General features: G+C 71.4%; 22 protein-coding genes and 1 riboswitch. Of the genes, 12 read left to right on the forward strand and 10 right to left on the reverse strand.

The genetic code is table 11. The features are described from left to right. Nucleotides 1–21: 21 nt before the first annotated feature. Nucleotides 22–245: riboswitch (cobalamin riboswitch) on the reverse strand. A 90-nt stretch (nucleotides 246–335) separates the two neighbouring features. The 8 genes from VQ03_RS01280 to VQ03_RS01315 all read right to left on the reverse strand — a co-directional run bounded on the left by VQ03_RS01280 (nucleotide 336) and on the right by VQ03_RS01315 (nucleotide 9,123). Beyond that, nucleotides 336–1,271, reverse strand: a complete 936-nt coding sequence (locus VQ03_RS01280; protein WP_048449040.1) for a TAXI family TRAP transporter solute-binding subunit — start codon at nucleotides 1,269–1,271, stop codon at nucleotides 336–338. Nucleotides 1,272–1,338: 67 nt separating this feature from the next. Then, nucleotides 1,339–2,322: a GDSL-type esterase/lipase family protein gene (locus VQ03_RS01285; protein ID WP_083467704.1), complete on the reverse strand. Its 984-nt coding sequence runs from the start codon at nucleotides 2,320–2,322 to the stop codon at nucleotides 1,339–1,341. Continuing rightward, nucleotides 2,283–3,380, reverse strand: coding sequence for an OpgC family protein (locus VQ03_RS01290; protein ID WP_048449041.1), 1,098 nt, complete (start codon nucleotides 3,378–3,380; stop codon nucleotides 2,283–2,285). Before VQ03_RS01290 ends, VQ03_RS01285 begins: the two co-directional genes overlap by 40 nt. A gap of 140 nt (nucleotides 3,381–3,520) precedes the next feature. Then, the gene (locus tag VQ03_RS01295) at nucleotides 3,521–3,904 is read right to left on the reverse strand and encodes a hypothetical protein (protein WP_048449042.1); all 384 of its coding nucleotides are present in this window, start codon (nucleotides 3,902–3,904) and stop codon (nucleotides 3,521–3,523) included. A 13-nt stretch (nucleotides 3,905–3,917) separates the two neighbouring features. Further along, nucleotides 3,918–5,456, reverse strand: a complete 1,539-nt coding sequence (locus VQ03_RS01300) for a S10 family peptidase (RefSeq protein WP_048449043.1) — start codon at nucleotides 5,454–5,456, stop codon at nucleotides 3,918–3,920. Nucleotides 5,457–5,889: 433 nt separating this feature from the next. Continuing rightward, a complete protein-coding gene (locus VQ03_RS01305; RefSeq protein ID WP_048449064.1) occupies nucleotides 5,890–6,342 on the reverse strand; it encodes a DNA polymerase III subunit chi in 453 nt (150 codons plus the stop codon). A 61-nt stretch (nucleotides 6,343–6,403) separates the two neighbouring features. After that, nucleotides 6,404–8,221, reverse strand: a complete 1,818-nt coding sequence (locus VQ03_RS01310) for a methylmalonyl-CoA mutase family protein (protein ID WP_048449044.1) — start codon at nucleotides 8,219–8,221, stop codon at nucleotides 6,404–6,406. 98 nt (nucleotides 8,222–8,319) lie between these two features. Then, on the reverse strand, nucleotides 8,320–9,123 hold the full coding sequence (locus VQ03_RS01315; RefSeq protein ID WP_048449045.1) for an undecaprenyl-diphosphate phosphatase: 804 nt from the start codon (nucleotides 9,121–9,123) through the stop codon (nucleotides 8,320–8,322). A 424-nt stretch (nucleotides 9,124–9,547) separates the two neighbouring features. Here VQ03_RS01315 and VQ03_RS01320 point away from each other — a divergent pair, with 424 nt between their 5' ends. The 4 genes from VQ03_RS01320 to VQ03_RS01335 are packed head-to-tail and all read left to right on the forward strand — an operon-like array spanning nucleotide 9,548 to nucleotide 12,944. Next, nucleotides 9,548–10,240: a glutathione S-transferase family protein gene (locus VQ03_RS01320; protein ID WP_048449046.1), complete on the forward strand. Its 693-nt coding sequence runs from the start codon at nucleotides 9,548–9,550 to the stop codon at nucleotides 10,238–10,240. Nucleotides 10,241–10,263: 23 nt separating this feature from the next. Further along, a complete protein-coding gene (queG, locus tag VQ03_RS01325) occupies nucleotides 10,264–11,394 on the forward strand; it encodes a tRNA epoxyqueuosine(34) reductase QueG (RefSeq protein WP_280948422.1) in 1,131 nt (376 codons plus the stop codon). 32 nt (nucleotides 11,395–11,426) lie between these two features. Then, complete coding sequence (locus VQ03_RS01330) at nucleotides 11,427–12,263, forward strand: SDR family oxidoreductase (RefSeq protein WP_048449048.1); 837 nt, start codon at nucleotides 11,427–11,429, stop codon at nucleotides 12,261–12,263. A 33-nt stretch (nucleotides 12,264–12,296) separates the two neighbouring features. Continuing rightward, the gene (locus VQ03_RS01335; RefSeq protein WP_048449065.1) at nucleotides 12,297–12,944 is read left to right on the forward strand and encodes a NeuD/PglB/VioB family sugar acetyltransferase; all 648 of its coding nucleotides are present in this window, start codon (nucleotides 12,297–12,299) and stop codon (nucleotides 12,942–12,944) included. An 18-nt stretch (nucleotides 12,945–12,962) separates the two neighbouring features. On the opposite strand, the gene olsB is transcribed toward VQ03_RS01335, so the two are convergent. After that, a complete protein-coding gene (olsB, locus tag VQ03_RS01340) occupies nucleotides 12,963–13,949 on the reverse strand; it encodes a l-ornithine N(alpha)-acyltransferase (RefSeq protein WP_048449049.1) in 987 nt (328 codons plus the stop codon). Nucleotides 13,950–14,082: 133 nt separating this feature from the next. Here olsB and VQ03_RS01345 point away from each other — a divergent pair, with 133 nt between their 5' ends. After that, nucleotides 14,083–14,472, forward strand: a complete 390-nt coding sequence (locus tag VQ03_RS01345) for a hypothetical protein (RefSeq protein WP_048449050.1) — start codon at nucleotides 14,083–14,085, stop codon at nucleotides 14,470–14,472. 41 nt (nucleotides 14,473–14,513) lie between these two features. On the opposite strand, the gene VQ03_RS01350 is transcribed toward VQ03_RS01345, so the two are convergent. Further along, the gene (locus tag VQ03_RS01350; protein ID WP_048449051.1) at nucleotides 14,514–14,909 is read right to left on the reverse strand and encodes a DUF2267 domain-containing protein; all 396 of its coding nucleotides are present in this window, start codon (nucleotides 14,907–14,909) and stop codon (nucleotides 14,514–14,516) included. A gap of 278 nt (nucleotides 14,910–15,187) precedes the next feature. Between VQ03_RS01350 and rplU the strand changes: the two genes are divergently transcribed. The 7 genes from rplU (at nucleotide 15,188) to VQ03_RS01385 (ending at nucleotide 18,806) form a co-directional block, all read left to right on the forward strand. Then, on the forward strand, nucleotides 15,188–15,505 hold the full coding sequence (rplU, locus tag VQ03_RS01355; protein WP_048449052.1) for a 50S ribosomal protein L21: 318 nt from the start codon (nucleotides 15,188–15,190) through the stop codon (nucleotides 15,503–15,505). A gap of 43 nt (nucleotides 15,506–15,548) precedes the next feature. Then, nucleotides 15,549–15,830: a 50S ribosomal protein L27 gene (gene rpmA / locus VQ03_RS01360; protein ID WP_048449053.1), complete on the forward strand. Its 282-nt coding sequence runs from the start codon at nucleotides 15,549–15,551 to the stop codon at nucleotides 15,828–15,830. Between the two features lie 192 nt (nucleotides 15,831–16,022). Next, nucleotides 16,023–16,658 (forward strand): GNAT family N-acetyltransferase, encoded by a 636-nt coding sequence (locus VQ03_RS01365; RefSeq protein ID WP_048449054.1) that lies wholly within the window; start codon nucleotides 16,023–16,025, stop codon nucleotides 16,656–16,658. Nucleotides 16,659–16,724: 66 nt separating this feature from the next. After that, entirely contained in the window at nucleotides 16,725–17,753 is a 1,029-nt protein-coding gene (obgE, locus tag VQ03_RS01370) for a GTPase ObgE (RefSeq protein ID WP_048449055.1), read from the forward strand. A gap of 49 nt (nucleotides 17,754–17,802) precedes the next feature. Next, nucleotides 17,803–18,087, forward strand: coding sequence for a type II toxin-antitoxin system VapB family antitoxin (locus VQ03_RS01375; RefSeq protein ID WP_048449056.1), 285 nt, complete (start codon nucleotides 17,803–17,805; stop codon nucleotides 18,085–18,087). Next, complete coding sequence (locus tag VQ03_RS01380) at nucleotides 18,084–18,488, forward strand: type II toxin-antitoxin system VapC family toxin (RefSeq protein WP_048449057.1); 405 nt, start codon at nucleotides 18,084–18,086, stop codon at nucleotides 18,486–18,488. Before VQ03_RS01375 ends, VQ03_RS01380 begins: the two co-directional genes overlap by 4 nt. Before the next feature lie 102 nt (nucleotides 18,489–18,590). Continuing rightward, the gene (locus VQ03_RS01385; protein WP_157063910.1) at nucleotides 18,591–18,806 is read left to right on the forward strand and encodes a hypothetical protein; all 216 of its coding nucleotides are present in this window, start codon (nucleotides 18,591–18,593) and stop codon (nucleotides 18,804–18,806) included. The last annotated feature ends 221 nt before the right edge of the window (nucleotides 18,807–19,027 follow it).

The raw sequence follows: 19,027 nt of genomic DNA on the forward strand, positions 1-19,027 counted from the left end.
GCCCACGGGACGTGACCGCACCTCGCGGCGCGGGCCAAGGCAGGTCTCCTGGCTCGCGGATCATCGCTCCCGCCTGGCCTTCCCGGTGCGAGGGCACCAGTGGCCTAAGGCGGCGGGAACTCTCCGCTCACAGTTGCGGGGGCAGCCTCGGCCTCGCCCCGGATGTCTCCGCACCCGACGGGCTCACCGAATTCCCTCTTCGCCCGCGGGCTCGCGCCCGGGGAACCTTGACGGCTTCATCCATGGCAGGCCGTCCGCCGGGGAGCAACACTCGGAAACGCAATGTAATAATGTTGCCGACCCTGTGTCCACAGGAACACAGGTCCGGTCCGGCTCTACTGGCCGCCCAGGAAGGCCGCCGTTGCCGGATGGAGCCAGCCCGCCGGGACCGCGTCCTTCAGATCGCGCGGGTCGCTCGGCCGCTCGTGCGGCAGGCGGCGGGCGAGGGCCGGTTTCGCCCGGTCGATCGCCGCGACGAGGCGGGCGACGGAGGTCGGGTCGAGGCCCGGCCGGCCGAGGATGAAGCTCCACGATCCCACCGTCTCGATCGCCGCGTCCTGGTGCGGGAAGGTGCCGGGCGGCACGGTCATGCGCCGCAGGGACGGGCTCGCCGCCAGGATCGCGACGATCGCCGCCGGCGACGGACCCATGAACCGGGCTCCGCCCGGCGCCTCGGCCATGGTCCGGAAGCCCGGCCAGCCTGTGCCGCCGCCGAACAGGGCCGCGGCCCGGCCGTCACGCAGCATGGCGGGGCCGTCGCCGGCCTGGTCGAGGAGGACCGGCCGGATGTCGTGCTCGGGATCGATCCCCGATCCGCGCAGCACGGTCCGGCCCATGGCGGTGAGGCCGGAACTCCGCGTGCCGAGGGCCACCGGCCGCCCGCGCAGATCGTCGATGCGGCGGACCGGGCTGTCCGCCGGGACCACGAACAGGCCGGGCGCGGCGTAGACCGGCGCGACCACGGTCACGGCCGGCTTCGCCCCTTCCCCGGTGAGCGCCTCGTAGGCGTACTCGCCCTGGACGAGGCCGAGATCGACCCGGCCGTCGCGCAGGAGCACCAGGTTCTCGGTCGAGCCCTTGCTGGCGCGCAGCTCCAGGATAAGGTCGGGGTCGACCTCCCGGACCGCCGCCGCCAGCGCCTCGCCATAGGCCGGGAACCCGCCGCCGGGCGTCGCGGTGGCGAGAACGAGGCGCAGGGGTTCGGCGGCGTGGGAGGCGGAGGCCGGGGCGAGGAGGCCGAGGCAGGCGGCAGCGAGCAGCCAGAACGTCATGCCACGTCTCGCCCTTCGGTTGTTTACCGGCATCCCGGTCGCGGGCGGGAGGATGGAGGAGCGGCGCCTAATTCGCCGGCACCGGCGACGCCTTCGACACCGGCGCCACGTCCGGCTGGAGCAGCGAGACGGTGATCGCCCGGGTGACGTGCTCGGCCATGCAGCGATAGCCGAGATCGGCCAGGCGGAAGCCGGCGCCGGACTGGGCCGTGTCGCCGCCCTTGAGGGCGCTGATCGCCCGGCCCGCGAGGTAGCGCATCGCCTCGTAGCGCTGGACCAGCGGCACCTGCTCGTGCTCGGCGACTTTCTGGATCGCCTGCACGAACTGGCGGTAGTAATCGTCCTTGGCGAGGCTCGCGGTGTATTGCGGATCGACCAGCACCACGTCGATGCCGTGCGACTTGATCCAGGCCACGGTCTCGGCCAGCGACTGCGAGAAGTCCTCGATGTCGACGCGGGCGAGGGCGTCGTTGCCGCCGACCTGCCAGACCACGAGGTCGGGCTCGATCTCCGCCACCTGGTTGCGCAGGCGCTCCGCCGCCCCGAAGGCGATCTCGCCGGAGACGCCGCGGCTTTCCACCGTGACCTCGATGTCGGGGAGCGAGCGGGTGAGGGCGTCCTCGAGGCGCACCGGGTAGGTCGCGGCGGTGCCCAGGCCTCCGGAATTGGAGCCGATCGTCAGGACCTGGACGGCCCGGTGCTCGCGCAGGGCCTTCTTCACCGCCTTGAGCTTAGCGAGGGTGTAGAGCTTGGAGCCCGGCACCCGGCATTCGGGGGAGAGGCTGGGATCGGGCGCGTCCGGGCCCGGCGCGGTGGCCTGGAGCGCCGGAATCTCGGCAAGGGCCGGTTGGGATGGGGCCGGTTGGGATGGGGCCGGTTGGGATGGGGCCGGCTGGGAGGGCGCCGTCTGGGATTGCGCAGGCTGGACCTGCGCAGGTTGGGATTGCGCGGGCGGGGGTGTCGTCGATTGGGCCTGCACGGACAGGGCGAGGCCGGAGACCAAGGCGAGGCTCACGCCGCCGAGGAGGGACGGGGAGAGCGAGAGCGCCATTCGACGAACCATGCCGTGAAGGAGAGAGAGGCTAAGCCGCATCCTACGACAAAGACGTCGGTCGCGAAACCTCCCCCCGTCCAGAAACGAATCAGTTGTGCACCGAGGCTGGCGACCGAGCCGACCGAGAACACTGCGAGCGAGTTGCGCCCGAGCCCGGCGAGCTGGCGGGTGAGCCAGCGCGCCCGGGGCTGGATCAGGCCGAAAACCGCCTGGAAGGCGAGCATGACGCCGAGGAAGTGAACCAGCCGGGCGGGCGAGAGGTAGGACTTGTCGAAGATGAACAGCAGGCGCGGCTCGGGCACCGCCAGGGGGTCGGGCCGCAGGTTGAACCAGGATAGGACCGCGCCGACGATCACGATGACGATGCCGAGCGGCATCAGCCGGCGGCGCCAGGCCAGGAACCGCTCGGAGCTGCGCCGCCATTCATGCGCGGCGAAGCCGAGCACCAGCAGCAGCTGCCAGCAGAGCGGGTTGAAGAACCAGTGCCCCTCCACCGGCCAGCTCGGGATGTTGATCTCGAAGACCAGGCTGACCGCGTAGAGCAGGGCCGAGAGCCCGACCGCCAGGCCGAGATGCACCCGCGACAGGAGCACGAAGGCGGGGGCGAGGCCGAGCAGCACCACGTAGAGCGGCAGGATGTTGAAGAAGCCGAGCTGGTGCAGCAGCGTCACCCAGCCGACGGTGGCCTGGATCGGGTCGCTGAAGATCGGCCCGGCATTGTGCCATTCCACCAGGAGCGGGTTGTCGAGGTAGAGGGCGGCGCCCGCCAGCATCGCCAGCGCCATGGCGGTGATGACGAGTTGCGCCCGGTAGACCTCGACCATGCGCGAGAGCAGCCGCAGGACCGTGCGGCCGGCCGGCTCCGGTACCCCGTCGCGCCCGCGTGTGGCGATGCCGATCGACCACCCGGCCAGGAACACGAACAGCTCGGCCGCGTCCGAGATCCCGTACTGGGAATAGGTATAGTTCTGGAAGACGTTGCCCGGGATATGGTTGATGAAGATCGTGATCAGGGCGATGCCGCGCCAGAAATCGACCGCATTCGGTTCACGCATGATGGTCGTGGTCCCTTTTGCAGGTCTGCGGGGGCCCCCGGACCGATGGGGGCACGCGTCGCGCCGATGAAGTTAGCGCATGGCCCGGCCGCCGCGCACCTGCGCGCGCCGGCCGTCCCGGATCGTGAGGGCGTCCTGCCCTACTTCACGACCCGATCGAGGCGGTTGTTGACGAAGAAGTATAGCTCCTTCGCGCCGGGCTCGGTGTAGAGCACTTGCACCTCGCGCTGGCCCCGCCCGCTCTCGCCGACGAGCACGTCGGTCGGCGGCTTGCCCTTGAGCCGCACCAGCTCGCACTCGCCGATGCCAGGGGCGATCTCGGTCGCGGTCGCCGGGACCGCGCCGGTGCACGTGCCGTCCTGGGCCAGGACCGGCCCCCAGGTCGGGGTGGGCGGCGGGGCCGGCTTCGGCGGGCTTGCGAGGTTCACCGGCGGGGCGGCGCGGTCGGTGCTGCTGCACCCGGCCAGCGCCAAGCCCATCAGACCGATCCCCGTCGTGGCGATCCCGATCACCGTCCGCCGCATCGTGCCCCGCCCGTCATCGTCCTTCGCCGCCGCTCTGCCGCGCGGCCAGGGCCGTCTCGTAGAGGCGGAGCACGTCGGCGCGCAAGGCCGCCCGCGAACCTTTGCGGAAATAGAACATGTGGCCGCCGGGATAGACCGACAGGGAGAGGCGCCTGTCGGGCCCGTAGCCCGGCATCTGGTCGAGGATCAGCTTCGAGGCGAAGTAGGGCGTGACGAGGTCGGTGTAGCCATGGGCGACGAGCACCCGCAGGTTGCCGTCGAGGGCGAGCGCCTGGCGCAGTTCGCCCACCACCTCCGGCGGGGAGCGGCCGCCGCCCCAGTTCCAGCTGCCGTTGACCGCGTTGCTGAGAAGCTCGTAGCGCAGGTTCGGCACCCGCCAGTTCAGGGTGCGGGCGGTGAGGTCGACGATGGCGCTGGTGAGCGGCGCCTGCATGGCGGAGAGGATCGGGTCGTCGAAGCGGCCTTGCGCCGCGCTCGGGTCGGGGTCCCAGCCGGTGACGCCGGTGTCGTAGGCGCTCGCCACCCGCCCCGAGTCGCGGTCGGCCTCGCGCTGGTAGCTGGAGCCGGAGACCCGGCCGGCCTGGCGGCGCACCAGGGCGGGATCGAGGCCGGTCAGGGACGCGACGCGCTCGGTCAGCCGGTCGGTGGCGGCCTTGTCGGCGGGGCCGCGCAGGAGGTCCGTGAGGTAGGGGCCGGTGGCGTAGGCCTCGGCCTCCTGCATGCGGGCGGGATCGGGGGTCTCCCCGCGGCGCTCCAGGCCGGCGGCGGCCAGCGAGGGCAGCCGGGTCACGGCGCCCAGCGGGTTGTGCCGCGGCGGCTGGAGGTAGCCGAAATCGAGCACCGGCGAGAGCAGCACCAGTCCGGACAGACCGACGCCGACGTCGTCCTGGAGCTTGCGGGCGATCAGCGGCCCGCGAAAGCCGCCATAGCTCTCGCCGAGGAAGAATTTCGGGGAGGTGAGCCGGTCGTTGGTGCGCAGCCAGCGGGCGATGGCCGCCGACAGCACGGCGGCGTCGCTCTCGACGCCGTAATAGCGTTTCCCGTCATCGCCGGCGGCGCGGCTGTAGCCGGTGCCCACGGGATCGATGAAGACGAGGTCGGTGAAGTCGAGCCAGGTCTCTTCGTTCGGGACCGCCACCGGCGCCAGCGAGGGGCTGATGCTCGCGCCGTCGAGGGGGAGCCGCCAGGGCCCGACCGCCGCGAGGTTGAGATAGGCCGAGGCCGCGCCCGGACCGCCATTGACCGCGAAGGTGACGGGCCGGGTCCGGGCCTCCCGATCCGGCAGGATGAAGGCCGTGAACGCGATCTCGGCCTGGAGCTTGCCGGACTCGTCGACCAGCGGCAGGCTGCCGGCGATCGCCGTGAAGCTCAGGGTTCGGCCGTCGGCGAGGGTGAGGCTGTGCTGCGTCGTCGCGTCCGGCGGCAGGCGCCGCCCCTCGGGCTGGCGGGCCTCCTGCCGGGCCTCCTGCCGGGCGGGCTGCGCGACGAGCGGGGCGGGCGCCAGCAGCAGGGCCGCCGCGACGGCGAGGATCCGGGTCGTGATACGGCTCATGACGTCTCCTCGCGGGCCCGGGGCCCTGTTCTTCCTATGATCGCCGCTCCACCCCTTCGAAGGATCGTGCGCGGGCATTCTCCTCTCCCCGACAGATCCCGGGCTTGCCCGGGATCTGCAAGCGACGGACGAGGTCGGGCTTGCCCGACTTCGTTGCGGGGGGAGGCTTTCGTCCCCCTCGCCGGGGACGAAACGAGCGCGAAGCGCGAGGGTGAGGGAGTCTCGACGAACGAGGCTCTTCCGGAAACACCCCCTCACCCTCGCTCCGGCCTTCGCCTCCGCTTGCTTCATCGACGACAAGGTCGATGAAGCCCTCTCCCCGCCCGCGGGGAGAGGGGAATTCCCGCGCCCTTTCTTTCCCCGGACAGCTCTGCCCGCATGGAAGGGCGGATATGTGCTTCGTCGAGACAGCATAAAGGGCGCAGATTCCGCATCACGCCTTCTTCTGCCAGCGGCCGCGCTCGTCCTGCTGCCAGTAGGCGACGCTGTGGCCGGCCTCCTTGGCGCCGCGCCACTGCTCGCGGGCGTGGAGCAGGGCGTCCTGGTCGGTGCCGTCGAACAGGATGCAGATGCGCTGGTAGCTGCCTGCGTCGTCGGGCAGGGCGGCGCCCTCGACCAGGAAGCGGATCGAGGCGCCGTTCGGGTTGGCGTCGCGCAGGGTCAGCACCACCGGCTGGGTGCCGCAATCGGGGTCGCGGTCGGTGCCGTGGGGCAGGAAGCTCTCGTCGGAGAAGACCCAGAGATGGTCGTCGAGGGCCTGAAGCCGCTCCTCGCTCGTCGCCTGCACGGCGACGCGCCATTGCCGCTCCAGGGATTTCTCCAGGAGGCTCGGCAGCACCGCCTCCAGGGGCTGGCGCTGCATGTGGTAGAACAGGATCTCGGTCACGGTGGTCACAGATAGGGCATCCCGGGCCGGACGGCACCGGCACGGGATGCGGTGTCCGGCCTCAGGCCTTCGCTGCGTCTTGCGCCTGGCCGAGCAGCTTCACCAGGTCGCAGCCGGCATAGAGGTCGTGGGCGACGCCGGCCGCCCGCAGGGCGGCTTCGAGGTCGCCCGGCCTGCCGGCGAGGTAGATCGTGGTGGCGCCGGCTGCCCGCAGGGCCTCGGCGGCCGGCACCGCCTCGTCGGCATAAACCGCGTCCGACGAGCACAGGCAGGCGAGCGGCGTGCCGGACGCCCGGAAGGCCTCGGCGAGGGCGGCGTGATCCGGAAATCCTTCATTCGCCACCGCCTCGATGCCGCCGGCCTCGAAGGCATTGCGGGCGAAGGTGGCGCGGGTGTTGAAGGCGCTCAACGGCCCGAGATTGGCGAGGAAGACCCGCGGGCGCCGGCCGGTCCGTTCGAGGATGGCGTCGGAGGCGTCGCGCAGGGCCTCGTAGGGCTCGGCGAGCCGCCGGGACGGCAGGGCGCCCTCCGGCGCCGGCTCGGCCGCCGGGGCGGGGGCCAGCACCGCGACCGGCGCCTCGTGCAGGTCCGGGAACTCGCTGGTGCCGGTGATCGGCTGGCGGCGGGTGGCGAGGTCGGCGTCGCGGGTCTTGCGCAAGGAGGCGAGGCGGCCCGCAAGCGCCCCGGAGCGCAGGCTCCCGGCGATCCCGCCGTCCCGCTCGATCGCCTGGAAGAGCGACCAGGCCTCGGCGCAGAGCGCGTCGGTCAGGGCCTCGAACCCGCCGGCGCCGGCGGCCGGGTCGGCGACGCGCCAGAGGTTGGCCTCGTCGAGGAGGACGTGCTGGGTGTTGCGGGCGCAGCGGCGCGCGAAGGCGTCCGGCAGCCCGAGGGCGGCGGTGAAGGGCAGCACCGTGATCGCGTCGGCCCCGCCGAGGCCGGCCGAGAAGGCGGCGGTGGTCGCCCGCAGCATGTTGACCCAGGGGTCGCGCCGCGTGGTGCTGCGCCAGGCGGTCTCTGCATGCAGGCGGATCGGCGCGGGCGTCAGCCCGCACGCCTCCTCGACCCGCGCCCAGAGGCGGCGCAGGGCCCGGGTCTTGGCCACCGTCAGGAACTCGTCGGCATCCGCCACCAGCAGGAAGGCCAGGGCGGCGCGGGCGCGCTCCAGATCGTGCCCGCCGGCCTCGAGCACCCGCAGGGTCGCCAGCGCCCCGGAGAGCACGGCGGCCAGTTCCAGCGCCTCGCTGGCGCCGGCCTCGTGGAACGGCCGGGCATCGGCCAGGAAGGCGCGACCGGCAAAGCCCTGGGCGTCAAGGTCGCGCAGCAGGTCGGCGAGGCCGGGCCAGGACGGCGCCGTCCCGGTGGCGGCCTGCACGGCGACCGGGTCGAGGCCGAGATCGATGTCGAGGGCGGAGAGGTCGTCACCCCGGGCCTTCGCTAGGGCGAGGAGGGCCTTGGCCGCCTCGGGCGCCGCCGCGCCGGCATCGAGCCGCAGGCCGATCAGCGGCAGCATCACGCCGTCGAGGGCCGCCGCGAGCGCCTGCGGGCCGGGGAGGCCGAAGCCGCGGGCGGACGGCGCGCCGGCCACCACCAGGGTCAGGGCGTCGGCGCCGCCGTCGAGGTCGGTCAGCGCCAGGGCGTTGGCCTCGGCGGGATCGGGGTGATCGACCCGCTGGCTCACCCGCCAGCGCCCGGGCGCCGCGCGGCCGGGCTGGGGCGCGGCCTCCGCCGGTGGATAGAGCGGCTGGATCGTGATGCCGTCGGGCGTGCGGCGCACCAGCCGCTTCTCGAAATCGGCCCCCTTGAGCACCCCGTCGACCAGGGCACGCCACTGCGCCTCCGTGGCGGCCGGAAATGCGGCGGCGAGCGTCGTCTCGTCCATGGCGGGTCCTCTGGCGCGGGTCTCTCCCTGATCCACGACATAGCCGCGCGACCCGCCCACGGTCGAGTGCCGTTAAGGGGGGCCTTCGCCCCCTCTCGTCACCCGAAGACGATCAGCCCGGCAAAGCCCGCCGCCCCGACCAGGATGCGCCACCAGGCGAACAGCGCGAAGCCGTGGCGGGAGACGTAGTCGAGGAGCTTGCGGACCACGAACAGGGCCGACAGGAACGCGACCACGAAGCCGATGGCGATCAGCCCGACATCGTCCTTCGACAGGTTCTTGTAGTTGTCGAGCAGGTCCTTGGCGAAGGCGCCCGCCATGGTCGGCATGGCGAGGTAGAACGAGAACTCGGTGGCGGCACGCTTGCCCGAGCCCATCAGCATCGCTCCCACGATGGTGGCGCCGGAGCGCGACACGCCGGGGATCATCGCCAGGCACTGGAACAGGCCGATCTTCAGCGCCATCGGCAGCGAGTACTGGTGCACGTCGTCGTATTTCTGCTCGATCTCGGTCTCGTCGATGACGAGGAGCACGAGGCCGCCGGCGACCAGGGTCGAGCAGATGATCCAGGGATTGAACAGGTAGAACTTGATGTGCTTCGAGAACAGGCCGCCGACGATGGCGGCGGGCAGGAACGCGATCAGGATCGCCAGGATGAAGCGGCGCGCATTCGGGTCGCTGGGCGCACGCCGCAGCAGGTCGAGGATCTGGCGGAAATAGACGCTCACGATGGCCAGGATGGCGCCGAGCTGGATCAGCACCTCGAAGGTGTTGTTGGGCGATTCGAAGCCGATGAAGTGGCCGACGAGGAGCTGGTGCCCGGTCGAGGAGACCGGGATGAACTCGGTGGCGCCCTCGACGAGGGCGAGCAGGACGGCCTTGCCGATGCTGGCGACGTCCATCACCGCGCTCCCCGGTGTGGGGCCGTGTCGCGCGCGGGCCCGCCCGCCCTCCATGTCGCCGTGGTCATGTCGCCTGCTCTCGTGGTCGCGCCGCGGGCGGTCGGGCGACCGCGTCCGGCGGAGGATGGGGAATCGGAACCCGACTTGAAGCGCCGGCCCGCTTGCTTGCGCGCCGGTACGGCGCCACCTCTGTGGCAAGTCTGTGGTGAGCGGCGTGCCGGAGGTTTACGCCTCTCGGCGGACCCTCGCATCGGTAGGGTTGAGGCTCGGTTACCAGCACCCGTCACCCGTGTTAAGGATGCCGAAAGATCTCTATGAACCGGTGACCGGACGTTAATCACGACCGGGTCAATCCGGAGACCTTCGACCCACCGCGAGCCGACCTTCAAGGCCAGCCAACAGACGAAGCGCGAAACGGCCCCGCATGGCGACGCTCCACCACTCCTCGTTCTGCCCGCATTCCCGCTTCGTGCGCCTGGTCATGGCCGAGATGGGCATGGAGCCCCAGCTCGTCGAAGAACGCCCCTGGGAGCGCCGGGAGGACTTCCTGATGATGAACCCCGCCGGCACCACCCCGGTGCTGGTGGAGGAGAGCGGGCTCGCCGTGCCGGGGGGCGGCGTGATCGCCGAGTACCTCGACGAGACGCGGGGCCTGGGGTCGAGCGGGAGCCGGCTCCTGCCGGAAGCCCCCGCCGCCCGGGTCGAGGTGCGCCGCCTGCTCGACTGGTTCCTGCAGAAGTTCGACCAGGAGGTGACCGGCTACCTCGTCACCGAGAAGATCCACAAGCGCTTCATGACCTCGCAGCATGGCGGCGGCCCGCCGGACATGAACGCGATCCGGGCGGCGCGCAGCAACGTGCGCTACCACCTGAAATACATCGGCTACCTGATCTCGCGGCGGAACTGGCTGGCGGGCAGCCAATTGACCTATGCGGACCTGGCGGCGGCGGCGCACCTGTCCTGCGTCGACTATCTCGGCGACGTGCCGTGGGACGAGGACGAGATGGCGCGGAACTGGTACGCGCGGGTGAAGTCGCGCCCCTCCTTCCGCAGCCTTCTCGCCGACCGGGTGGCCGGGATGGCGCCGGCCGACCATTACGCGGATCTGGACTTCTGACCCCTCACCCCCTTCGTCACTTCCTGGAGACCCGCGCCCGGACGCTGGGCTTCGACGCGCTGGCGGTGACGCGGCCCGACGCGGTGCCGGACCTCCCCGGGCGCCTGGCGTCCTGGCTCGCCGCCGGCCATCACGGCGGCATGGGCTGGATGGAGGAGCGCTCGGGGGAGCGGGCCGATCCGGCGCGTCTGTGGCCGGAGGTGCGCAGCATCGTGATGCTCGGCGTCAATGCCGGGCCGGACGGCGACCCGCTGGCGGCGCTCGCGGAGCCCTCGCGCGGGTCGATCGCCGTCTATGCGCGGCGGCGCGACTACCACGACGTGATCAAGGGCAAGCTGAAGGAGCTCGGCGGCGCCTTCGCGGCCAAGGCCGGAGCCGAGATCAAGGTCTTCGTCGACACCGCGCCCGTGATGGAGAAGCCGCTCGCCGCCGCCGCCGGCCTCGGCTGGCAGGGCAAGCACAGCGTGCTGCTGTCGCGGGATTTCGGCAACTGGCTCCTGCTCGGCGCCCTCTACACCACGGCCGAGCTGCCGGCGGACGAGCCCGAGGGTGATCATTGCGGCCGCTGCCGCCGCTGCCTCGATGCCTGCCCGACGGACGCCTTCGCGGGCCCCTACCGGTTGGATGCCAGGCGCTGCCTCGCCTACCTGACGATCGAGCATGCGGGACCGATCCCGGCCGAGTTCCGGGTGCCGATGGGCAACCGGGTCTTCGGCTGCGACGATTGCCTGGCGGTGTGCCCGTGGAACAAGTTCGCGGCGGCGACCCGCGAGGCGCGGCTGATGGCGCGCGAGGAGCTGGCCGCGCCGCCCCTCGCGGAACTGGCCCGGCTCGACGACGCGGCCTTCCGGACCCGCTTTGCCGGCACGCCGATCAAGCGGACCGGACGCGACCGCTTCCTGCGCAACGTTCTGATCGCCATCGGCAATTCGGGGGATGCGAGCCTCGCCGGGGAGGCGGGGCGCCTGCTGGAGGATCCCTCGCCGCTGGTGCGCGGCATGGCGGTGTGGGCGCTCGCCCGCCTCGGGCGCCTGCCCCCTGCCCCACCGGCGGAGGAGCAGGATGCCGACGTGCTGGCCGAGTGGGCCCTCGCGAAAAATCAGGGTGTCCAGAGGGCGGGCCCTCTGGCGGGTGCAGGGCCGCGCCCTGCATAAGACCGCACATCCTTTCAGGTAAGGCTCAGCCCATGAACCTGTTCGTCTTCGGGCTCGGCTACACGGCCGGCCACTTCGTGGCGCGCGAGCGCGTCCGCTTCGCCCGCATCACGGCGACCCGCCGGAATCCTGGCACCCTCGACGGCGTGAGCTTGCGGGTCTTCTCGCCCGAGGCGACGGATCCGCGGATCGCCGACGACCTCGCCCGGGCCGACGCGATCCTGGTCTCGATCCCGCCGGATTCCGGCGCCGACCCGGCATTGGCAGCCTTCGAAGACGTGATCGCCGCCGGCCCGGCGCGGTGGATCGGCTATCTCTCGACCATCGGGGTCTATGGCGACCAGGGCGGCGCCTGGATCGACGAGGCGACCCCGCCGGCCCCCAGCCACCAGCGCACCCGCGACCGGGTGGCGGCCGAGGAGTCGTGGCTTGCCCTCGGCGCGCGGACCGGCAAGGCGGTGCAGGTCTTCCGGCTGTCCGGCATCTACGGGCCGGGGCGCAACGCCTTCGAGAAGCTGCGCCAGGGCAAGGCGCAGCGCATCGTCAAGCCGGGCCAGGTCTTCAACCGCATCCACGTCGACGACATCGCGACGACGCTCGCCGCCTCCCTCGACCGGCCGCGGCCGGGGGCGATCTACAACGTCACCGACGACGAGCCGGCCCCGCCGCAGGACGTGACGGCCTTCGCGGCCGACCTCGCCGGGCTGCCGCTGCCGCCGGCGGTCGATTTCGACACCGCCACCTTGAGCCCGATGGCACGCAGCTTCTACGGCGAGAACAAGCGGGTGCGGAACCGGCTGATCCGGGAGGAGCTGGGAGTGGACTTGGCCCATCCGACCTATCGGGAGGGGTTGCGGGGGTTGGTGTAGGCGGACAACCTTCGACATCCCATGGGGGACACGATGTCGGTTTCCCCGGCTCCCCTGGTCATCGCGGTCGGCGGCTCGGGCCGGCACGCCCGCGTCGCGCTGGAGGCCGCCGATCTCGCCGGGCTGCCGGTCCGCGGCGTCCTGTGGGATGCGCTGCCTGACGGCGAACCGTTCTTCGGATCGCATCGCGTCCTCGGCGGGCTCGATCGCCTTCGCGACCGGAGCTTCCTGCAAGGCTGCCGAATTCATCTCGGGACCGGCGATCGGGCCGTGCGGCGGTCGATGGCGGAAACGGTTCGGGCGAACGGGGGGCAGCTCGGCACGATCATCCACCCCGCCGGCCTCATATCCCCGAGTGCCGTGATCGGCGCGGGGGCGTTCGTCGCGGCCGGCGCGATCGTCGGCGTCGGTGCCGTCCTGGCGGAGGCCTGCCTCGTCAACACGGGCGCGAGCATCGACCACGATGGCCGGCTCGATGCCGGGGTCTGCGTCGGCCCGGGAGCACGCCTCGCCGGCACCGTCCTGTGCGAAGCGGACGTCTTCGTCGGGCTCAACGCCTGCATCTTGCAGGGGCTGCGGATCGGCCGGGGCGCGGTGGTCGGGGCCGGCGCCGTCGTCACGCGGGACGTGCCGGCAGGTCAGACCGTCGTGGGTTGTCCGGCGCGGCCGTTCATGCGCTGATCGGCGCGCCGAGTTCCCTCACGCCGCGTGCCGCCCCGCCTCCGCGCCGAAATGCCCGATATAGCGCTTGGCGATCGCCTCGACGGGCAGCACCACGAACACGTCGGTCGTTCCGAACTGGTGGTCGACCACCGCGCCGTCCCCGAAGGTGGCGCCGACCCGCAGATAGCCCTTGATCAGCGGCGGCAGGGCCTGGAGAGCGGATTTCGGGTCGATCGCCTCGCGGCTGAGGCGGTCCATGGCGACGTGGCGGCCCGGCAGCGCCCGGGCGCGCCAGCCGTCGGGGGCGCGGGCGAAGTGGTGCAGGAAGCTCAGGGGCAGGGCCAGGCGGTCCGGGTCGGTGCCCTCCAGGCTGGCGCAGCCGAGCATCGCGTCGATGCGGTGGTGCAGGACGTAGGTCCAGATGCCGTGCCAGAGCAGCTCGACGGTGCGCTTGGTGCGGTAGGGCTTGAGCACGCAGGAGCGGCCGAGCTCCAGCACCCGCTTGCCGGCATTGGCCTCCAGCACCGGGCCGAGATCGTACTCGCCGGCGGTGTAGAAGCCGAAGTTGCGGTCGGCCTGCTCCTGGCGCAGCAGCCGGTAGGTGCCGACGACCCGGGGCTTCGGCTTGCGGAAGGGCTTCGTTTCCTGTGCGGCGTGGTCGATCACCAGGAGGTGGTCGCACACCGCGTCGTACTCGTCGGCGTCGCGACGCTTGAGAAGGGCCATGCCGGTCGGGATCGCCGCCATCTCCTCGTAGAAGACGCGGTAGCGCAGGCGCTGGGCCCGCTTGACCTCCTTCGGCGTCGTCGCGAGGCGCACCTCGAGGGAGCCGATGCGGCCGAGAACCGGGTCGAGGCCGGGGGTCTCGAAATGCCTGAGGCGCGGGAAGAGCCGCGAGGGCTGAGCCAGTCCCTTGAGGTGGATACCGCCTTCCGCGGCCCGACCCAGGAGGCGGGTCAGGGGAATGCCGGGCGGAGCATCGCGGCCGTCGCCGGCCGGGCCACGGGAGAGGAACGGAACCATGATCGAGGCATCCCGTGCGGCGCCGACCGATCCGACGCCTTCGGGACGGCCGCTGCGACCGCCCCGCGTGGCGACAAGACACCACGAAGCCGGCACGGGAATATGACAAGGGTTTACGAGGCGCAACAAAGCCTTGGCCTGGAAGCGGGCGCGGCCGGTCCCCGACGCCGCGGGACGGGCGCTGTCCCGCCCCGTCGCGGGGCCCGGCCTCCCGGCCCGGACGCCAGGGCTGACCTTGCGGCAGATCCGGCCGCGCGCTACGCCGTCCGTCCCGGGACCATGCCCGAAAGGACCCGGATCCGCCGCGCTGGCGTCCCGCGCCTGCGGCCTTGCGGGAACCCGGCCCGGGCACCAGGCCGGCACGCTGTCCTGGCCGTTCGACTGGGGACGGAGCGAGGCCGCGCTGGCGGCGATCCAGGCCGGCCGGGCCGCGCCGATCGAGCCCGTCCTGCCCGACCTCGAGGTCGACGGGCGGCGCCTGCCGTTCAGGCCGAGCGATCCCGGCACCAGCGCGCCCCCGTAGGAAAAGGTGGCCGCGGCACCCTGATGCCGCGGCCGAATGGCTCAGACGAACTGGCTCAGACCCGGGATCGAGCCGACGATCGGGCCCATCACGTCCTCGCCGGCCTTCTCGCGGCCATAGGCGAACAGCTCGCGGCCCAGCGGCTGCATCTGGCCCATCGGCACGCCGGCGGACATCAGCTTCTGGCCGAGCGCCATCACGCCGCCGCCCATCATGCCGCCGAGCATCCCCATCAGGCCGCCGCCGCCCTCGCCGGGGCCGCCGTCGCCGGCCTGGGCGAGCGCCGCATCGGCGCCCGGCATCGCCGCGATGAGGCGGTTGACCTCCTCGGCCGGGCCCTCCTTCTGCAGGAAGGCCAGGATGAGCCCGATCGCCTTCTGGGCCGTGGTCGCGTCCAGTCCCGTGGCCTGCGTCACCCGGGCAACAAGCTCTTCCATCGTGGTCTCCCGCACCTCTCGCGTGCGACCGGCCGGCCGGCACGCCGCCGGGCGGTCTTCGGCGAAGGTCGCCGCGAAATCAAGGCGCGGCGGCAAAACCGGGGAGCAACGGCGTTGACAGACGGCGCGCACACCCGTAACGGTGCCATCTGGCGCGCGGGCTGCACGGTCCGCGCGCCGTCGCGTTCGCGGCGGTCCGCACGGGCTCCCGAACGTCAACTGTCAAAAAGACGACCCCGGCGAGGCGCCGGAGGCCGGATGGAACACGGACGAGAACGATGTTCGCAGTGATCAAGACCGGCGGCAAGCAGTACCGCGTCGCCGCCAACGACGTCATCACGATCGAGAAGCTCGAGGGCGAGGCCGGCACCGCGGTCACCTTCGGCGAGGTGCTGCTGTTCACCGACGGCTCCGGCGCGACCCAGGTCGGCGCCCCGCTGGTCTCGGGCGTCAGCGTCGCCGGCGAGATCGTCAAGCAGGCCCGCGGCCCGAAGGTCATCGCCTTCAAGAAGCGCCGCCGCCAGAACTCGCGCCGCAAGCGCGGTCACCGCCAGGACCTCACCGTGGTCCGCGTCACGGGCATCAGCGCCGCTTAAAGCTGGCCGCGAGCCCTTTTCCCAGAATCCAGGAGTTAGCCCCATGGCTCACAAGAAGGCAGGCGGTTCGTCCCGCAACGGTCGCGATTCGGCTGGTCGTCGTCTCGGCGTGAAGAAGTTCGGCAGCGAGGCCGTCGTCGCCGGCAACATCATCGTGCGTCAGCGCGGCACCAAGTGGCATCCCGGCGTGAACGTCGGCATGGGCACCGACCACACCCTCTTCGCCCTCACCGCCGGCAAGGTGCAATTCATTACCAAACGAGGCCGCGCCTTCGTAACGGTCGTCGCCAACGACGCCGCCCCGGCCCTGGAGGCCGCAGAATAACCCGACGGAGCCAGTGACGAGGGAGCTCCGCCGGTGTCCCCACACCGACCCGGCGACTCCTGCTCAACTGGGCCCTGAAACGGCCAAGCTCCGAGCGAGATCACGAGGGGAAGGTGGGGCGCCACCTTCCCTTTCGTCGTTCTCGTAACCGCGCCCGAGCGGGAGGCTCTGGGTTCGGATCGGAGTCAGGCGATGTATCCCGACCTCACCCGCGACGATGTCTTCCGGCTCGAGACCCGGAGGCTGTGGCTGCGCTGGGCCCGCCAGGCCGATGCGCAAGCCCTCGTCCGCTTCGCCGGTGAGAAAGCCGTAGCCGGGATGACCGCCCGAATCCCGCATCCGCTCGACCCGCCGGCCGTGGACAAGTTCATCCTCGAGTCGCGGCAGGCCAATGCGGATGGGCGGGCGCTGGTCATGGCGATCACGCCGCGGCGGCACCCGACCCAGGCGATCGGCGTCGTGAGCATCGAGCCCGATCCGGACGGCGGCGCCCCGCATCTCGGCTACTGGCTCGGCACGCCGCACTGGGGCCAGGGCCTCGCCACCGAGGCGGCGCGGGCGATGATCGACGCCTTCTTCGCCTATACGGAGGGGAGCGAGCTGGCCTCCTCCGCCCGGGTGGTGAACCCGGCCTCGCGGCGGGTGCTGGAGAAGTGCGGCTTCGCCTCGGTCGGCTCCGGCCTCCAGGCCTTCCCGGCCCGGGGCGGCGTCTTCCCGGTCGACCGCTTCCGGCTCGACCGGCGCGCCTGGGACAGCCTGAAGACCTGGCACGCCGCGGGCCTCGTCTTCGAGCGTCATGACCGGCCGGAATGCCGGGTCGGCGCCTGATCTGCTAGACTTATCGCGGCCGGGGCCCCTCCCCGGCCGTCCTCGACCCATTGTTGGAGTGATCCCGTGAAGTTCCTCGACGAGGCCAAGGTCTACGTCCGCTCGGGAGACGGCGGCGCCGGCTGCGTCTCGTTCCGGCGGGAAAAGTTCATCGAGTTCGGCGGGCCCGACGGCGGCGACGGCGGCCGCGGCGGCGACGTCTGGGTCGAGTGCGTCGAGGGGCTCAACACCCTGATCGACTACCGCTACCAGCAGCATTTCAAGGCCCGCAAGGGCGAGCACGGCTCGGGCCGCAACCGCGCCGGCGGCAAGGGCGAGGACGTGATCCTCAAGGTGCCGGCCGGCACCGAGATCCTGTCCGAGGACCGCGAGACCCTGATCGCCGACATGACCACGGTCGGCCAGCGGGTGCGGCTCGCCAAGGGCGGCAATGGCGGCTTCGGCAACGCCTACTTCACCACCTCGACCAACCGCGCCCCGAAACACGCCAATCCGGGCCTGGAGGGCCAGGAGCACTGGCTCTGGCTGCGCCTCAAGCTCATCGCCGATGCGGGTCTCGTCGGGTTGCCGAACGCCGGCAAGTCGACCTTCCTCGCCGCCGTGACCGCGGCAAAGCCCAAGATCGCCGATTACCCCTTCACGACGCTCCATCCGGGCCTCGGCGTGGTGCGGGTCGATACCCGCGAATTCGTGCTCGCCGACATTCCGGGGCTGATCGAGGGCGCCCACGAGGGCGTGGGCTTGGGCGACAAGTTCCTGGCCCATGTCGAGCGCTGCCGGGTGCTGCTCCATCTCGTCGAGGGCACCAGCGAGGATGCCGGCGCCGCCTACCGGCTGGTGCGCACCGAGCTCGAGGCCTACGGCCACGGCCTGGAGGAGAAGCCCGAGGTGGTCGCCCTCTCGAAGGCCGACACCCTCGACCCCGAGACCCTGGCGCTCCAGCTCGAACGCCTGGAGGAGGCGTGCGGCCAGAAACCCCTCGTCCTGTCCTCGGCGACCCGCCAGGGCGTGACGGAGGCCCTGCGGGCGCTCATGGCCCGCATGGATGCGGCGGCGGCGGAGGCGCCGGTGGAGCGGGCGGCTTGGCAGCCTTGAGGAACGCGTGGGGGAGGCCCTAGATTCGACGCCATCAGGAGTCGCCCCCATGACCGAGCCTCTGATCATCGACAGCGATGAGACCTTGCTGCTCGCCCGGCGCCTCGCGGAGCGTCTCGGGACGACGCCGGGCGATGCCGTGGCGCAGGCGTTGCGGGCCTATGACGAGATGCCGGCGACCCGTGTCGTAACGCCCCCACGACAGCCGCTTGGCGATCGGGAAGCGTTCATCGCGGATATCCTGGCGCGCGGCGCAGCTGTGCGGGCCAAGCTGCCGCCTGGGACGAGCTCCGATCACAGCGATCTTTACGACGAGGCCGGCCTGCCGCGATGATTGCGGTCGATACCTCGGCGCTGCTCGCCATCGCGCTTGGAGAGCCGGAAGCTCAGATCTTCCTCGCCGTGCTGACACGGGAAGACTGCATCCTGGGCACACCGACAGCCCTGGAGGCCCATATCGCCGTCGAACGCCGCGGCGAACCCGATGCGACGGACATCCTCCGCAAACTGATGACGCTGTCGAATCTCACACTTTTGCCGTTTACGGCAGCTCATAGCTTCATCGCGCAACGGGCATTCGATCGGTATGGGAAGGGACGTGGGCACCCTGCATCTCTCAACTTCGGCGACTGCCTGTCCTACGCGGTCGCGAAACGCGATGATCTTCCTCTGCTGTTCAAAGGCAACGATTTCACCAAAACGGACCTCGTGCCTGCCGTGAGCCTGCAGTCGTAACACCCGCTCTCGATCAGGTTCGCCACATCACGAAGTCGTCTCCGAGCCTCGTCGCCTCGAGGATCACCGGGGTGTCGGTTTCGGGAAGCCATGGAGCGACCGATGGAGAAGCCGCAAATCATCAGGAGTACTGAAGGCTTGCCGCGCCTCCTGAGCGACGCCGCGTCGCGCGCGGCCGTGGATGCCGCACTCACCCCCACTCAGCAGGCGAATTACAAAGCCTTGCGTGCTCTCGTGCAGGACGTGGCTCGGCACAGGCTGCCGGGCGCAACCTCGGAGCATTCGGACTTCTACGACGAGAACGGCCTGCCGGTCTGATCGCCCGCGACATGCCCGCGGTCATCGCGATCACGCGGCCACCAGCCCCTTTCGGCGCTTCTGTTGCGGCTGTGGACATCCGATGCGGTTGAACAAGGGGGACTGCATGGCTTAACCCCGTGGCAAGGACCCAGGACCCGTTGCTCCCTCACCAAAGGGAACGTCGTCCACACGGACCTCACGCCCGCCGCACCCTGATCCCCGGTTCCATGTCCACGCTC

The organism is Methylobacterium tarhaniae, assembly GCF_001043955.1.
Classification (GTDB): domain Bacteria; phylum Pseudomonadota; class Alphaproteobacteria; order Rhizobiales; family Beijerinckiaceae; genus Methylobacterium; species Methylobacterium tarhaniae.

What these genes read in the sequence shown, in the direction of transcription:
- VQ03_RS01280 (WP_048449040.1), bottom strand. Translation starts at nt 1,271, where the DNA reads ATGACGTTCTGGCTGCTCGCTGCCGCCTGCCTCGGCCTCCTCGCCCCG.
- VQ03_RS01285 (WP_083467704.1), bottom strand. Translation starts at nt 2,322, where the DNA reads ATGGCGCTCTCGCTCTCCCCGTCCCTCCTCGGCGGCGTGAGCCTCGCC.
- VQ03_RS01290 (WP_048449041.1), bottom strand. Translation starts at nt 3,380, where the DNA reads ATGCGTGAACCGAATGCGGTCGATTTCTGGCGCGGCATCGCCCTGATC.
- VQ03_RS01295 (WP_048449042.1), bottom strand. Translation starts at nt 3,904, where the DNA reads ATGCGGCGGACGGTGATCGGGATCGCCACGACGGGGATCGGTCTGATG.
- VQ03_RS01300 (WP_048449043.1), bottom strand. Translation starts at nt 5,456, where the DNA reads ATGAGCCGTATCACGACCCGGATCCTCGCCGTCGCGGCGGCCCTGCTG.
- VQ03_RS01310 (WP_048449044.1), bottom strand. Translation starts at nt 8,221, where the DNA reads ATGGACGAGACGACGCTCGCCGCCGCATTTCCGGCCGCCACGGAGGCG.
- VQ03_RS01315 (WP_048449045.1), bottom strand. Translation starts at nt 9,123, where the DNA reads ATGGACGTCGCCAGCATCGGCAAGGCCGTCCTGCTCGCCCTCGTCGAG.
- VQ03_RS01320 (WP_048449046.1), top strand. Translation starts at nt 9,548, where the DNA reads ATGGCGACGCTCCACCACTCCTCGTTCTGCCCGCATTCCCGCTTCGTG.
- VQ03_RS01330 (WP_048449048.1), top strand. Translation starts at nt 11,427, where the DNA reads ATGAACCTGTTCGTCTTCGGGCTCGGCTACACGGCCGGCCACTTCGTG.
- VQ03_RS01335 (WP_048449065.1), top strand. Translation starts at nt 12,297, where the DNA reads ATGTCGGTTTCCCCGGCTCCCCTGGTCATCGCGGTCGGCGGCTCGGGC.
- olsB (WP_048449049.1), bottom strand. Translation starts at nt 13,949, where the DNA reads ATGGTTCCGTTCCTCTCCCGTGGCCCGGCCGGCGACGGCCGCGATGCT.
- VQ03_RS01350 (WP_048449051.1), bottom strand. Translation starts at nt 14,909, where the DNA reads ATGGAAGAGCTTGTTGCCCGGGTGACGCAGGCCACGGGACTGGACGCG.
- rplU (WP_048449052.1), top strand. Translation starts at nt 15,188, where the DNA reads ATGTTCGCAGTGATCAAGACCGGCGGCAAGCAGTACCGCGTCGCCGCC.
- rpmA (WP_048449053.1), top strand. Translation starts at nt 15,549, where the DNA reads ATGGCTCACAAGAAGGCAGGCGGTTCGTCCCGCAACGGTCGCGATTCG.
- VQ03_RS01365 (WP_048449054.1), top strand. Translation starts at nt 16,023, where the DNA reads ATGTATCCCGACCTCACCCGCGACGATGTCTTCCGGCTCGAGACCCGG.
- VQ03_RS01375 (WP_048449056.1), top strand. Translation starts at nt 17,803, where the DNA reads ATGACCGAGCCTCTGATCATCGACAGCGATGAGACCTTGCTGCTCGCC.
- VQ03_RS01380 (WP_048449057.1), top strand. Translation starts at nt 18,084, where the DNA reads ATGATTGCGGTCGATACCTCGGCGCTGCTCGCCATCGCGCTTGGAGAG.
- VQ03_RS01385 (WP_157063910.1), top strand. Translation starts at nt 18,591, where the DNA reads ATGGAGAAGCCGCAAATCATCAGGAGTACTGAAGGCTTGCCGCGCCTC.